This window comes from Roseateles terrae, from assembly GCF_014192155.1.
GTDB classification, from domain to species: Bacteria; Pseudomonadota; Gammaproteobacteria; order Burkholderiales; family Burkholderiaceae_C; genus Roseateles; species Roseateles terrae.
On sequence record NZ_JACHXO010000001.1, the window covers coordinates 1,039,030 to 1,053,318 of the forward strand.

Here is a 14,289-nt window from a genome sequence, read left to right on the forward strand (position 1 = left end):
CTGATGCCGGGAAGGCGGGCGGGGACGCGCAGGGTAGGATGCGCCTCCTCGCCTTCCCGCCTCCCTGTCTTCCGGAGCCCTGCCCTTGACCCGTTCCGCCCGGCTGCTCGAACTGATCCAGACGCTGCGTCGTCATCGGCATCCCGTCACTGGCGATGCATTGGCTGCCAAGCTCGGCATCAGCCTGCGGACGCTCTACCGGGACATTGCCACGCTGCAATCGCAAGGCGCACGCATTGATGGCGCGCCGGGGCTGGGCTATGTGCTGCGTGAAGGGTTCCTGCTGCCGCCGCTGATGTTCACCGTCGAGGAGATCGAGGCGCTGGTGCTGGGTTCGCGATGGGTCAGCAGCCGGGACGATACGCGGCTGGCGGCCGCCGCCCGGGACGCGCTGGCGAAGATCGGCGCGGTACTGCCGCCCCATCTGCGGCACGAGATGGACACCACCACGCTGATGGCCGGCCGCTCCGACGCGCCCGGTCTGGACCGCGACCTCATGGCCCTGCTGCGGCAGGCCATCCGCAGCGAACACAAGCTGCGGCTGACCTATCGGGATCTCAAGGGCGCCACCACCGAGCGCATTGTGTGGCCCTTCGCGCTGGGCTTCTTCGACCACGTCCAGGTGCTGGTGGCCTGGTGCGAGCTGCGCGGCACCCACCGCCATTTCCGGGCGGACCGTGTCACCGGTGCACAGGTGCTGGACGAGCGCTATCCGCAGCGGCGCACCGCGCTGATCAAGGCCTGGCGGGAACAGGAAGGCGTGCCGGCTGCTGACGGAAATTGACAGACCCGATTCCTAGCATGGCGGCACACCAACCGAAAGGCAGCTGCCATGAACCACCCCAACTTCATTCTTCTGTACGTCAAGAGCCCGGCCGACAGCGCCGCGTTCTATTCGCGCCTGCTGGGCGCGCCGACGGTGGAAGCGTCACCCACCTTTGCGATGCTCTCACTGGAATCGGGCGTGATGCTCGGGCTGTGGGCGTCGGCCGGCGTGGAGCCCGCCGCGACGCTCCCCGGTGGCAGTGAACTGGCGATTGCGGTGAAGGACGATGCGATGGTCGAAGCACGCCTCGACGCCTGGCGCTCCGCCGGCGCCCAGGTGCTGCAGCCGCTCACCCGCATGGATTTTGGCTACACCTTCACCGTCGCCGATCCGGACGGGCATCGGCTGCGGGTGTTTGCGCCCGGGGAGCGGTGAAGCCGTGATGGGGTGAAGCGAAGACATGCAGGGCCCTGCGAAGTGGACCGCTTGACTTAAAAGCATACTTTTCACGCGCCCGACATATCCGGTGCCTAGAGTGCGGCGGTTTTTCCACCAACCTCCCCGGTCTCCCGGTCCACCACATGCGCGCTTCGCTCTTCCCTGCCGGCTTCGTCTCCTCCGGCTCGCCCCTGCATCGCTTCCCGCTGCGGCCCGTCACGCTGGCGCTGCTGACCGGCTTCCTGATGGCCGGATGCGGCGGCGATGGCGGGGACGACAACGCCGTTGCCACCTTGCCCGCGGCCCCGGCCGGCCTCGGCACCACCGACACCGCCGCCGTGCAGGACGCCGCCACGGTGCCGGCATTTGTCGACAACTCGGCCACCAACCAACGCGGCGACGCCCGCTACGCCACGCTGGAGACCAATGCCGGCGTGCGCGCCGTCTCCGGCTTCCTGAAGGTCTGGCAGCCCAGCACGCTGATCGTCGATGCCGGCGTGACGGCGCCCGCCAATGGCAGCTTCCCCGCCGTGACCGCCTCCACCTGGACCGGCATCCCCGGCGACGCCACCGACGGCAAGGTCCTGGACGCCGCCGCCCATAACGCCAACATCCAGTACGTGGTCACCGCCACGGCCGGGCGCACCGACGCGCAGGCCCTGGCCGCCTACCTGGACGACCGCCGTGGCAAGGGCTACAGCATCAGCGACGGCATGGGCCCGCTGACCACTGCCTGGCGCACCGCTGCCGGCCAGACCACCACCATCACCAGCATGCCGGCGGACGCCACCACGGTGCTCTACAACGACACCGGCGCCGAAGTCGGCATCAGCACCGCCGCAGGCAACAAGACGCTGGGCCTGGCCGTTGACTTCATCAACAACGTCGGCGAGAACGCTTCCACCGAGCCGGCCAAGCGCTTCTACAAGTACGCCCGCCCCTGGCGCTGGAGCAGCAACGTCATCGTCGTGCCGCAACTGGTGCCGGCCAAGAGCAGCACGCCCACCACGGACGGCGGCTACATCAGTGGCCACACCGCCGAAGGTGTGCGCAAGGCGCTGGCGATGGCCTATCTGGTGCCGCAGCGCTTCCAGGAAATGATGGCCCGCTCGCTGGAGCTGGGCGAGAACCGCATCCTGGCCGGCATGCATTCGCCGATGGACGTGATCGGTGGCCGCATCCTGGGCCAGGCCTCCGCGGCCGCTTCCATCGCCAACGGCTCGGACGCTGCCATCAAGGCCACCGCCTATCAGCAGGCGCAATCGGTGATGCAGTCCGCTGCCGGCGTGAGTTCCTTCGCCGCCCTGCAGACCTACGCCCATTCGGCCAGCACCGCCGATGACCGCTTCAACGACTGGACCACGCTGCGCGCCAACGCCCTGCGCCGCATGAGCTTCGGCCTGCCGCAGACCGGCGACAAGACCAAGCCTGCCGTGGTGCCTAAAGGTGCGGAAGTCTTGCTGGAAACCCGCCTGCCCTACCTGAGCGCCGATCAGCGCCGTGTGGTGCTCAAGACCACCGCCCTGCCCTCCGGCTGGCTGGTGATGGACGATGCCGAAGGCTGGGGCCGCCTGAACTATGTGGCTGCGGCCGATGGGTACGGCGCCTTCAATGGCGACGTGGACCTGACGATGGATGCGTCGCTCGGCGGCTTCTACGCCGAGGACAGCTGGCGCAACGACATCAGCGGCGCCGGCAAGCTGACCAAGGCCGGTACGGGCACGCTGCATCTGAGCGGTGCCAACACCTTCTCCGGCGGCCTGGTGCTGAAGGCCGGGGTGATCTCCGCCGACAGCGCCTCGGCGCTGGGCAAGGGCGACGTGTATCTGGCCGGCGGCACGCTGATCAGCAACGCCGCAGCGCCGCAGGTCGCCGTTGGTGGCAAGTTCAGTCAGCGCGCGGGCGCCACGCTGCAGGTGGTGCTGGGCGGCAGCGGCGCAGGCCGTCTGGTGGCCGCAGGCGCCGTCAATGTGGAAGACGGCGCGACGCTGGCGGTGAAGTTTGCCAAGGGCACCGTCGTCAAGGCGGGAGACACGCTTCAGGTGCTCTCCGGCGCTTCGCTGGCCGGCCGCTACAGCACCGTCACGGTGGACGGCTTCAGCAAGATCAGCACCAGCTACACCGGCACCACGCTGAGCATCAAGATCGAGGGCTGAGGCCGATCAGGAGCGATCCGGCGACGGCTTCGCTTCCAGCGCCTTCTGCCACAACGCGGCTGCTGCTTCCACGCCTTCGGCGCTGAAGTGGCAGCCGTTTCTCATGGAGCCGGTCAGTGTGTCGGTATCGGCGCCGGCCCGAAAACCATGGGTCGGCTCGTCCACCAGGTCCTTCACCGCGGCGCGGATCTCATCGCGCTCGTGTTTCCGCGCCCCGGGGGGGCACAGCGTCGAGCGGGCCAGCCACCAGGGGCCCGGCAACCCACGGGCTTCCGTCATCGCTCGCAAGTCGCGCAAGCCTTGCGCATAGTCCTCGGTGCTGGTGCCGCTCAGGGCATCGGCCTCGCCCTGCTGCCACAGCACACCCGCGATGGGCCAGCCGGTGGCGACGGCCGCGTCGACCTCCCGTTCCCACACCCGTCGCAGCGGGCTGCGGGCATCCGTCCAATCGTCGAGCCGGGTGGATTCCACCCCGATGACCAGCCAGACGATGGGCTTGTTAGCCCAGGTGCCGTTCAGTCGCTGATGCAAGGTGGACCACAGACTCGCGCCTGATCCAGTCCCTCCCGGCAGAGGCTCCTGCGCCATCACGCACCGCCCTTGGTGCAGCACCGGGAGGGCGGGTCGGCGACCACTCTGCGGCGTGAGGTCGCCATGGTTGCCGGCATTGGATTGCCCCATCGCCACCAGCACCAGCGGCATCCGGCCGGCAAGCCAGGCATCGCAGCTGGCGGCGCCCTGGGGAATCGGCTGGATGGCCTTCACGCGGCTCTCCAGCGTCTGGTCGGCACGGCGTTCATCCGTCCACAGTTTCAGGCCCGCTGCAGCGCCGACCGCCAGCAGCGTGCCGGTGGCAAGGGCCCAGCCGAACTGGCGGCGGCGCATCGGACGCTCGATCACCGCAGGCCCCGGCCAAGAACAGCCGGGTAGCGCCTGCGCAGACGCCGCCCGCTCATGCGGCCGCCTCGCGCAACTGGTGCTGCTGGTAGCGACGGCGGATCCATCGCATGGCGGGCTGCTCCACCAGGTGGGTGAGCCCGTGGGCCAGCGACAAAGCGACCGCCATCACCAGCACGATCGACACCGTGGCCGACAGGCCCAGGCCCTCCAGCCGGCGCAGCAGCGCCCAGCCGATGTTCTCGTGCAGCAGATAGAGGGTGTAGGAGACGCTGCCCAGCCAGAGCCACAGCCGATGCTCCAGCCAGACCCAGCGTCCCCGCGCCGCGCCATGCAGCAGGACGAGGCAGGCGCAGGCCAATGCACCCACGGCCAGCCCCTGACCCAAGGCAATGACCGCGATGGCTGCCATCACCAGGCTCCAGTCCGCCCGCGCGGCACGAGCCTGTGAGAAGAACTCCTGAACCGACGTCACCAGGGAAGCTCGCCCCCACGCCTGATGGGTCGGCACGCGGGTCAGCCGATACACCGCCACCCCCAGCGCGAACCAGGCGATGTAGGGCAACAGCATCCACCGCTGCAGCACCCAGGGCAGATCGATGCCGGCGACGCTGGCCGCCAGCAGATACACCGCCCGCACGGCCAGGAAGACCCACAGCACCTGACACAGACGCCGTCCTCCGCCCTGCAGCCAGCTCAGCAGCGCCCAGGCGTAGAACAGCAGCTCCACCGTCAGCGTCCAGTACACCCCGTCCACATGGGCCACGCCGGCGAGTTCCTGCACCATGCTGAGATTGGCCAGCAAGGTCGGCCACCCGGCTTCCTTGCCCGGCAGGCCCAGCAGATGCGTCAATCCGAAGGTCAGCAGCAGCGCACCCCAATAGGCCGGATACAGCCGACTGAAGCGGGACACCACGAAGTCCATGGGCCGCTGGGTGCGCTCCAGCGTCATGAAGATGACGAAGCCGCTGATCATGAAGAACAGGTTGACCCCGTAGTGGCCCCACGGCAGGGACACCAGCGGCGCGCTGGTGTGCCCATACAGGTCCTGATAGCGGGTGGTGTAGTGGAAGCCCACGACCAGCAGCGCAGCGACACCGCGCAGGGCATCGAGCTGCGCCAGCCGGCGCGCCGACCCGCTCATGACCGCCGCGGCCTCACACCAGCACCTCGGCCGCCGCCGGGTGACTCAGGAAGTTCTGCGGACTGGCACTGACGCCGTAGGCCCCCGACTGAAACACCACCACCAGATCGCCGGGCTCGGCATGGGGCAGCGACATGCGCTCCCCCAGCAGGTCCAGCGGCGTGCACAGCGGCCCCACCACCGACACACCGGGCTCCATCTCGGCGTCCATGCGGTTGCCGATGGCCAGGGGATAGTTCTTGCGAATGACCTGGCCGAAATTGCCCGATGCGGCCAGGTGATGGTGCAACCCGCCGTCGGTGACCAGGTACACCTGGCCGCGGGAGACCTTGCGGTCCACCACCCGGCAGACATACACCCCGGCTTCACCGACAAGATACCGCCCCAGCTCGATGACCAGCCGCGTGCCGCCCAGTTCCTGCTTTGCGCGGGCCTGCAGTGCCGCCAGGTTCTGGCCGATGGGGGCAAGGTCCAGGCGCTGCTCCCCCGGGAAATACGGAATGCCGAAGCCGCCGCCCAGATTCAGCGTGCGCACGGGTGCCGGCGCCGATTCCGCGAGCCGCAATGCCAGCTCGAAGCTTTTTTGCTGCGCTTCGATGATGGCTTCCGGCCGCAGGTTCTGCGAACCGGCGAAGAGGTGGAAGCCCTCGAAGCCCAGTCCTGCCTGGCCGATCTGCGCCAGCAGGTCCGGCACCTGCTCCGCATCCACGCCGAACTGCTTCGGGCCGCCGCCCATCTTCATGCCGGACGACTTCAGCTCGAAGTCTGGGTTGACCCGCACCGCCACCCGGGCGGCATAGCCCGTCTCCGCGCTCAGGCGGGCCAGCAAGGTCACTTCGCGGAAGGACTCGATATTGATCAGGATGCCGGCCGCCAGCGCCTGGCGCAGCTCCAGCTCGCTCTTGCCCGGGCCGGCGAAGCTGATCTCGCGCGGGTCGGCCCCGGCATCCAGCGCCACCTGCAGCTCGCCGCCGGAGGCCACGTCGATGCCGTCCACCAGCCGCGCCATGTGCCCGACCACGGCCGGCATCGGATTGGCCTTCATCGCATAGTGCAGCTCGATGCCCGCTGGCAGCGCCTCGCGCAGCGACTTCACCCGCGCACTCAGCTGCTCGCGTCCATAGGCGTAGAACGGCGTGCGGCCGATGCGGTCCGCCAGGCGGGTCAGCGGCTGGCCGCCGATCTGCAACTGGCCCGCAACCACCGGGAACTGCACCAGCGGCGCATGCTGCGGCGGCTGACGCACCGTTTCTTTCACCGCTTCTTTGTCAGGACTTTGCATCGGATTCCAGTGCCGCGATCCACTCGGTGCTGAGCAGCTTGCGATCGATCTTGCCGTTGGGATTGCGGGGCAGCGGGCCGCTGCGGGCATGCACCCCCGCGGGCATCATGTAAGCCGGCATGCGGGCGCGGCAGGCGGCCAGCAGGGCTTGCGTGTCCAGCGCGTCACGCCCCGCAGGCGGCGTGGCAATCACCTGGATCGCCTGCCCCAGGCTGGCATGGTCCACCCCGAAAGCAACGCATTCGCCCACCAGCTGGGTGGCATAGAGGATTTCTTCGACCTCGGTCGGGCTCACCCGGTAGCCGGAGGTCTTGATCATTTCGTCGCGGCGGCCGATGAAGTAGAGGAAACCTTCAGCGTCCATGCGCACCGTGTCGCCGGAGAACACCGCGTATTCCGGCAGTTGCAGGCCGGCCTCGCGACCGGGGGTGCCGGCAGGCAGCAGCTTGTAGCGCTCGGCGGTTTTCTCGGCGTCGTTCCAGTAGCCCATGCCGACGAGCGCACCGCGGTGGACCAGCTCGCCCGGCTCATCCGGCGCGCAGGGCGTGCCGTCTTCGCGCAGCACCAGGATCTCGGCATTCGGAATCGCCTTGCCGATCGAATCCGGTCGGCGGTCCACTTCTTCCGGCGGCAGATAGGTCGAGCGAAAGGCCTCCGTGAGGCCATACATCAGGAACGGCTGCGCCGATGGCAGCCGCTGGCGCAGCAGCCCCAGCGTCTCGCGCGGCATGCGGCCGCCGGTGTTGGCAAAGTAGCGCAGGTGTTCATTGATGGCCGCCGGCCATTCGAGCTGTGTCAGCTGGATGTACAGCGGCGGCACGGCCGTCAGGCCGGTGATGCGGTCGCGCTCCAGGGCCTTGAGCACATCCCGGGGCATCAGGTAGTTCAGCAGCGTGACCGATGCGCCGCTGTGAAAGGCGGTGGTCAGCTGGCTGAAACCGGCATCGAAGGACAGCGGCAGCGCTGCCAGCAGCCGGTCGTCCGCCCGATTGCCCAGGTAGCTCGCGACACTTTTGGCGCCGGCCACCATGTTGCGGTGGGAGAGCACCACGCCCTTGGGGCGGCCGGTGGAGCCGGAGGTGTAGAGGATGGCCACCATGTCGGTGTCGATGACCCGGTGGGCGGGGCGCGCCGGGGCGTCCAGCAGGTCGGCATAACGGACCCAGGCGCGGTCCGGACCCGACGACACGGAAGTACCCACGGTGCCCGCAGCCCCGCCAGCCTCCGCGGGCGGATCCACCAGCACCACCTGACGCAGCGACGGGCACTGCGCCAGCACCGGTTGCAGCGTGACCCAGCGGTCGCGGGTGGTGATCAGCACGCGGACATCGCAGTCCCGGAGGATGAAGCCGACCTGTTCGGCCTTGAGAATCGGGTTGATCGGCACGAACACGCCGCCCGCCGCAGGCGCCGCAAAGCTGGCGACCACGGTCTCCAGCCGCTTGTCCAGGTAAATGCCGACCCGCTCCGCGCGGCCCAGTCCGAGGCTCAGCAGGCCATTCGCCACCGCCTCCACCTGGGTGGCCAGTTCGCCATAAGTCAGCGACCGGGCGCCGTCCCGCAGGGCGGGGGCGGCCGGGTCGCGGTCGGCACTGCACCGGATCAGGTGCGGAAGCAGGTGGCTGTCGAGGGCAGGCATGGAAAAAAGTATCTCATGCAGCCCCCCGGAAAGAATGCACGCGGCTGAGGGTCTCCCCTTGGGATGGGGGGGCGTTTGGCGGGCGTGCGCCCAGGGGGCGACGGTTAAGATTCCGCCCGACATGAACACACAAGAACATCTGCTGGACATCCTGGACGACGTCCTGAGCCTGGAGGGGCGTGCCAAGACCTTCACGCCGGACACGGCCTTGCTGGGCGCATTGCCCGAGCTCGATTCAATGGCCGTCGTCAGCCTGATCACCGCGCTGGAGGAACAGTTCGGCATCGTCGTGGACGATGACGAGATCGACGGTTCCACCTTCGCCACGGTGGGTGCGCTGACGGATTTCCTGAACGGCAAGCGGGCCGCCTGAACGGCGCCTGACCGGCCATGACCGCCGCGTGCCGCAGCTTCTTCCTGGATGCCGGCCCACGCGGCCAGCGCCTGTGCGTCTTTTATGCCGCGCAGGGCGTTGCCACGCCTGTGGGGCAGGTGCTGCTGCTGCCGCCGTTCGGGGAAGAACTGAACAAGTCGCGCCGGATGCTGGCGCTGGGCAGCCGGGCGTTGGCCGCCGCTGGCTTTGACGTGCTGATGATGGACCTGCTGGGCTGCGGGGACAGCAGCGGCGACTTCGGGGACGCGACCTGGGGCGACTGGAACCAGGACATGGATCTGGCGATCCAGTGGCTGGCGACCCGACCGGCGCCGTTGTGGCTGTGGGGCGTCAGGGCCGGGGCGCTGCTCGTACCGGCGGCCCTTGAAGCGGCGGGACGGCCGGTGAATCTTCTGCTGTGGCAGCCCGTCACGGCGGGCAAGCTGCAGCTGCAGCAGTTCCTCCGCCTCAAGGTGGCGGCCGATCTGGTCGGCGGTCAGGCCAAGGGTGCCATGCAGGCACTGCGCAGCCAGCTGGACCAGGGCCAGCCGGTGGAGATTGCAGGCTATCAACTCTCGCCCGCGCTGGCGGCTGGACTGGAACAGGCGCAGCTGAAACCGCCGGCTGTGGCAGGTGGCGCGAATGGCGCGAATGGCGTTGATGTCGCCACAGGCTTTGATGGCGTCAATGGCGCTGATGGTGCCCATGATGCCGCTGGCGACGGACGACCGGTCCATCGCGTGGTCTGGCTGGAAACCAGCCTGCGTGACGAACCGGCCCTGTCGCCTGCGGGTGCTTCCGCGTCGCAAGCCTGGGCCGCCGCGGGCTGCGACGTTCACGCGAGGGCCGTCAAAGGCCTCTCCTTCTGGGCCGCGACCGAAATCGAGGTGGCACCCGATCTGATCGCCGCAAGCGTCCAGGCGATGCTTCGCACAACAACGCCAACAACATCCACGGAAGTCTGCGCATGAACCACCGCGACACCGTGTTCACTGTCGACTGCCACGGCGACCAGTTGCTCGGCATCCTGTCGGAGCCGGCCGCAGGCGTCGGAGCCGGCGTCGAGGGCGCAGGCGTTGGCGCGGCCTCTGGCGCTGATGGGACGGTGCGGGCCGTGGCAGATGCGAGCAGCGGCGCCGCTTCCAGGACGAACGGCATCGCGGGTGACCTCGGTGTCCTGCTCATCGTGGGCGGGCCGCAATACCGCGTCGGCTGCCATCGACAGTTCACCCTGCTGGGACGCGCGCTGGCGACAGGCGGAGTGCCTTGCCTGCGCATCGACTACCGCGGCATGGGCGACGCCACCGGCGAGGCCCGCGACTTCGAGCAGATCGACGACGACATCGCCGCCGCCATCGACCACTGGCAGCGGGAACGTCCCGGCCTGCGTCGCGTCGTGATCTGGGGGCTGTGCGACGCCGCGTCCGCCGCGCTGCTGTATGTGCAGGGCCGCGCGGACCCGCGCGTGGCGGGCCTGTGCCTCGCCAATCCCTGGGTCCGGACAGAGGAAAGTCTCGCCCGCGCGCAGGTGCGCCACTACTACTGGGATCGGCTCCGCCAAGGGTCGTTCTGGCGCAAGCTGCTCAGCGGTCGCGTGGGGTGGGCCGCGGCACGCGAGCTCCTGGGCAAGCTGAGTCAGGCCCGGGGCGGCGCATCGCTGGAATCTGCCCACACCACGACTCACGACACCAGCAGTGCCCCGAATGGCAGCGGCACGAGCAGCCGCGCCACCGCTCATGGCGGCCCCGGCAGCAGCCGCGCCCCCGCACGCCGCAGCGCCCGCACGACGCACTACACCGTCCGCATGGCCGAAGGCCTGCGCCGCTTCCCCGGCCCGGTGCTGCTGATGCTGTCCGGCGACGACCTGGTCGCCAAGGAATTCCTGGACCTGTGCCGCACCGGCGGCGGCGCCTGGAAAGGCGTGCTCAACCGTCCCCGGCTGCGCCGCGAGGATCTGCCGGAAGCCGATCACACCTTCGCCAGCGCCGCCTGGCGGGCGCAGGTGGAAGCCTGGACCCTGTCCTTCGCCACCGCGCTGGCCGCGGACTGAATGGAGACCCGCATGTTTGGAATGCCCCGCTCTGCGCGCCGCTGGCTGATCGGCGTCTGCGGCGTGATGCTGATGGCCCACAGCAGCGCACAGACGCTGGCGGGTTGCGGCAGCCTGGCCAACAACTACGGCCCGCACGACTACCGCGACTGGAAAGACCTGCCACCGATCGACCCGGTGACCAAGGAGATGTCCCCGCTGCAGCTGGTGGAAGGCGCCCACTTCATCGACACCTGCGAGGCCCTGTTCAAGTGCAAGCGCGGCAGCATCGGTGCGGATCTGGACTACACCCTGCGTGCCTTCCCCAACCACCATCGCGCCCTGGTGGCGATGATGCGCTATGGGGAGCTGACCCGGAAGTCGCAGCCGCCGGACGCCCGCTACACCGTGGATTGCTATTTCCGCCGCGCGCTGGTCTGGCGCCCGGAAGACGCGATCGCGCGCCTGCTCTATGCCACCTATCTCAACGAGAACAAGCGGGTGGCCGATGCCAAGGTGCAGTTGCAGCAGGCCGCCAGGCAGACCGGCGACAACCCCTTCACCGTCTACAACCTCGGCATGGTGGCCCTGGACCTGAATGAGGTGGACATGGCGGTGGACGCGGCCCGCCGCAGCTACGCGGCCGGCATGAAGCACCCGGCGCTTCGGCAGCGGCTGCAGGCAATGAACCGCTGGCCGAGCGATCTGGTGTTGCCGGAGGATGGCGCGTCCGCGCCTGTCGGCGCCCCTTCACCCGCCACGCCAGCCGCGCCCGCTGCGCCCGCCGCCCCCCCGGCAGGTGCAGCGCCCAGCGCAGCGTCCGATGCAGCGTCGGAAGCGAAGGGCGCAGCGCCGAAAAGTCAGGCGCCATCGGCTTCTTCAGCCGCCGCCATGTCCGCAGCGCTGGGCGCCGCATCCGCGCCCGCCCGGGCCTCGTTGGCATGACGACGGGTTCTGCCATGACCAGCGCCTCCACGCCCCTCGCCCCGCGCCTGCCTGTCATGGGCTGGCAGACCTTCCGGGGCGCCCGCGACGCAACGCTGCCCAGCCTGCTGGACCACTCCCGCCACCAGCTCACCACCAGCGGCCGCGCGGCCATCCTGCTGGCGCTGGAGTGCGTCGGGGTCGGCCCCCACGATGTGGTGCTGGTGCCGACGTATCACTGCCCCACGATGGTCGCGCCGGTGCTGACCCTGGGTGCGCAGGCGGTCTTCTACCCCATCGACGACACCGGCGCCCCACGGCTGGACTGGCTGGAGCAGCACGCGCCCCGTCAGGCCAAGGCCATGCTCGCCACCCACTACTTCGGCCTGCCGCAGCCGATGGAGAGCCCCCGCGCCTGGTGCGACGCACGCGGCATTGCGCTGATCGAAGATTGCGCCCACGCCATGTTTGGCCGCAGCGGCACACGGGCCGTCGGCGGATGGGGCGATGTCGCCATTGCCAGCCTGACCAAGTTCTTCCCTGCGCCCGAAGGCGGCGTGCTGGCGCTGAACCGGCCCGACCTGCACATGCCCCTTCTGACGCCGGCACCGCTGATCCAGCAGGTGAAGGCCGCTGCGGACATCCTGCACATGGGCGCCAGCCATGATCGGCTCACCGGATTGAACGGGCTGATCCGCGGCGTGTTTGCGCTGCGCGGCCTGTTGCGTCGCCCGCAGGCTCCGCGGATGTCGACGGGGTCGGCGCCACCGAGCGCGAACCCCACCCGATCCAGCCCCTCGCCATCGCCTGCCCTTGCACCCGCGATGGACACGCTCGACGACGCCGTCGACGCCAATATGTCGCTCATCGACCTGCCGCTGTCGCACCGCGCTCTGACGCGCGCCAGCGCGTGGGTCTCGACCGAGATTCCCCGTCAGCGCATCGTCCAGGCCCGCCGCCGCCATTACGAGCGCCTGCTGCAAGCCCTGCAAGGCAACGACGGTTTCCGCCCGCTGCGACCGCAACTGCCGGCGGACAGCGCGCCTTACGTCTTCCCGCTGTGGGTCCGCACGCCGGACCCCGGCTACCTGGAAATGCGCCGCCTGGGCGTCCCCGTCTCCCGCTGGGACCGGCTCTGGCCGGGCGTTCCGTCGATCGACGGGGATGCGGGCGTGTCCTGGTCCCACCATGTGCTGCAGCTGGCGTGTCATCAGGACCTGAGTGATCAGGAACTGGATGCCATCGTGGTGCAGGTGCGTCGCCTCTTCGGCGCCTGAGCCCGCGGACCGCCCATGAAACGCGTGCTGATGATCAGCTTCCAGTTTCCGCCGATGGCGGGAACGAGCGGCGTGCAGCGCGCCTTGCGCTTTGCCCAGCAACTGCCGGAAGAAGGCTGGACGCCCAGCGTGCTGACGGTCCAGCCCAGCGCCTACGAACGCACGGCCGCCGACTTGATGGACGAGGTGCCGGCAGGCATGACGGTGCGCCGCGCCTTTGGACTGGATGCCGCCCGCCAGCTCTCGGTGGCCGGACGGTATCCCGGCGCCTTCGCCCGCCCGGACCGCTGGACCAGCTGGCAGTGGGGTGCCGTGCCCGCCGGTCTGGCGATGATCCGGCGCGAACGGCCGGATGTGATCTGGAGTACCTATCCGATTCCGACGGCGCATCGCATCGCTCATACGCTGGCGCGGCTGTCCGGCCTGCCTTGGGTGGCGGACTTCCGGGACCCGATGGCGCATGACGGCTACCCCGCCGACCCGGTGCTGTGGCGCAGTTTTGAGGCGGTGGAGCGCCGGGTGTTTGCGCGCGCACGGCGCATGACTTTCACCACGCCGGGCGCAGCGCGCTTGTATGCGCAGCGCTATCCGCATGCGGCGGACCGGGTGCGGGTGATCGAAAACGGGTACAGCGAAGAGGCGTTTGAGGCAGCACAGGCACAGGCACAGGCACAGGCCCACACGGCTGCGGCTGCGGGAGGTTCACCGCCCGCACCACCGGCCAGGGCGGCCTCATCAGCTCCGACAATATTGCTCCACAGCGGCGTGGTGTATCCGGACTGGCGCAGCCCGGCCGGCCTCTTTCAGGCGCTGGCCGCCGCCCGTGCCGCTGGGCGCCTGTCCCCCGTCAGCTTCCAGCTGCGACTGCGCGCCACCGCCCACGACGACTTCGTCCGCCAACTCGCCGCCCAGCATGGCGTCGCCGACCTGGTGCAGGTGCTGCCCGCGTTGCCGTACGTTGAGGCCCTGTCGGAAATGCTGACCGCCGACGGCCTGCTGTTGCTGCAGTCCCGCGACTGCAACGACCAGATCCCCGCCAAGGCCTATGAATACCTGCGCGCCGGCCGTCCGGTCCTGACACTGGCCGACCCCGCCGGCGACACGGCGCAGTTGATGCGGCGCGCCGGCCTGCCGCATCAGGCGCCACTGGAAGACGCCGCCGCCATCCACACGGCCCTGGACCGATTCCTGGACGACTGGCAGCTGCCTGCTTCCCCCCGGGCGCAGGCGGCACTGGTCCGCAGCTGTTCCCGCCGCGCCCGCACCACCGAACTGGCCCGTGTGCTGGACGAAGCGGTGGCGTCCGCCCCGAACCCCCGTGGCCAGCGCCAGCCGCTGCCCGACACCCCTTGAGCGAGTCCGCC

Annotated in this window: 13 protein-coding genes; 9 read left to right on the forward strand and 4 right to left on the reverse strand. The window is 69.4% G+C overall.

Translation table 11 applies throughout. The features are described from left to right. The first annotated feature begins 85 nt into the window (after positions 1-85). From FHS28_RS04295 to FHS28_RS04305, 3 genes are all read left to right on the forward strand, one after another. The gene (locus FHS28_RS04295; RefSeq protein WP_088448934.1) at positions 86-784 is read left to right on the forward strand and encodes a helix-turn-helix transcriptional regulator; all 699 of its coding nucleotides are present in this window, start codon (positions 86-88) and stop codon (positions 782-784) included. Positions 785-832: 48 nt separating this feature from the next. Further along, positions 833-1,201, forward strand: coding sequence for a VOC family protein (locus FHS28_RS04300; protein ID WP_088448933.1), 369 nt, complete (start codon positions 833-835; stop codon positions 1,199-1,201). A 248-nt stretch (positions 1,202-1,449) separates the two neighbouring features. Next, the gene (locus FHS28_RS04305; RefSeq protein ID WP_184294271.1) at positions 1,450-3,360 is read left to right on the forward strand and encodes an acid phosphatase; all 1,911 of its coding nucleotides are present in this window, start codon (positions 1,450-1,452) and stop codon (positions 3,358-3,360) included. A gap of 6 nt (positions 3,361-3,366) precedes the next feature. Here FHS28_RS04305 and FHS28_RS04310 read toward each other — a convergent pair whose 3' ends face one another. The 4 genes from FHS28_RS04310 to FHS28_RS04325 form a co-directional block, all read right to left on the reverse strand. Further along, positions 3,367-4,245 carry a sialate O-acetylesterase gene (locus tag FHS28_RS04310; protein WP_184294129.1) on the reverse strand — a complete coding sequence of 293 codons (879 nt, stop codon included), beginning with the start codon at positions 4,243-4,245 and terminating at the stop codon, positions 3,367-3,369. A gap of 67 nt (positions 4,246-4,312) precedes the next feature. After that, entirely contained in the window at positions 4,313-5,401 is a 1,089-nt protein-coding gene (locus FHS28_RS04315; protein ID WP_088448930.1) for an acyltransferase family protein, read from the reverse strand. Positions 5,402-5,414: 13 nt separating this feature from the next. Beyond that, a complete protein-coding gene (locus FHS28_RS04320) occupies positions 5,415-6,683 on the reverse strand; it encodes a pyridoxal-dependent decarboxylase, exosortase A system-associated (RefSeq protein ID WP_088448929.1) in 1,269 nt (422 codons plus the stop codon). Continuing rightward, entirely contained in the window at positions 6,670-8,322 is a 1,653-nt protein-coding gene (locus FHS28_RS04325; RefSeq protein ID WP_088448928.1) for an acyl-CoA ligase (AMP-forming), exosortase A system-associated, read from the reverse strand. Before FHS28_RS04325 ends, FHS28_RS04320 begins: the two co-directional genes overlap by 14 nt. 121 nt (positions 8,323-8,443) lie before the next feature. Between FHS28_RS04325 and FHS28_RS04330 the strand changes: the two genes are divergently transcribed. From FHS28_RS04330 to FHS28_RS04355, 6 genes are read left to right on the forward strand one after another with little or no spacing between them, the layout of a single operon-like run. Continuing rightward, positions 8,444-8,695, forward strand: coding sequence for an acyl carrier protein (locus FHS28_RS04330; protein ID WP_088448927.1), 252 nt, complete (start codon positions 8,444-8,446; stop codon positions 8,693-8,695). A gap of 17 nt (positions 8,696-8,712) precedes the next feature. Then, complete coding sequence (locus tag FHS28_RS04335; RefSeq protein WP_088448926.1) at positions 8,713-9,666, forward strand: hydrolase 2, exosortase A system-associated; 954 nt, start codon at positions 8,713-8,715, stop codon at positions 9,664-9,666. Further along, the gene (locus FHS28_RS04340) at positions 9,663-10,745 is read left to right on the forward strand and encodes a hydrolase 1, exosortase A system-associated (protein ID WP_088448925.1); all 1,083 of its coding nucleotides are present in this window, start codon (positions 9,663-9,665) and stop codon (positions 10,743-10,745) included. Before FHS28_RS04335 ends, FHS28_RS04340 begins: the two co-directional genes overlap by 4 nt. Positions 10,746-10,757: 12 nt before the next feature. Further along, the gene (locus tag FHS28_RS04345) at positions 10,758-11,669 is read left to right on the forward strand and encodes a hypothetical protein (protein WP_184294131.1); all 912 of its coding nucleotides are present in this window, start codon (positions 10,758-10,760) and stop codon (positions 11,667-11,669) included. Between the two features lie 14 nt (positions 11,670-11,683). Beyond that, entirely contained in the window at positions 11,684-12,925 is a 1,242-nt protein-coding gene (locus FHS28_RS04350; RefSeq protein ID WP_184294133.1) for a DegT/DnrJ/EryC1/StrS family aminotransferase, read from the forward strand. 15 nt (positions 12,926-12,940) lie between these two features. Then, entirely contained in the window at positions 12,941-14,278 is a 1,338-nt protein-coding gene (locus tag FHS28_RS04355; protein WP_088448922.1) for a glycosyltransferase, read from the forward strand. Positions 14,279-14,289: the final 11 nt, after the last annotated feature.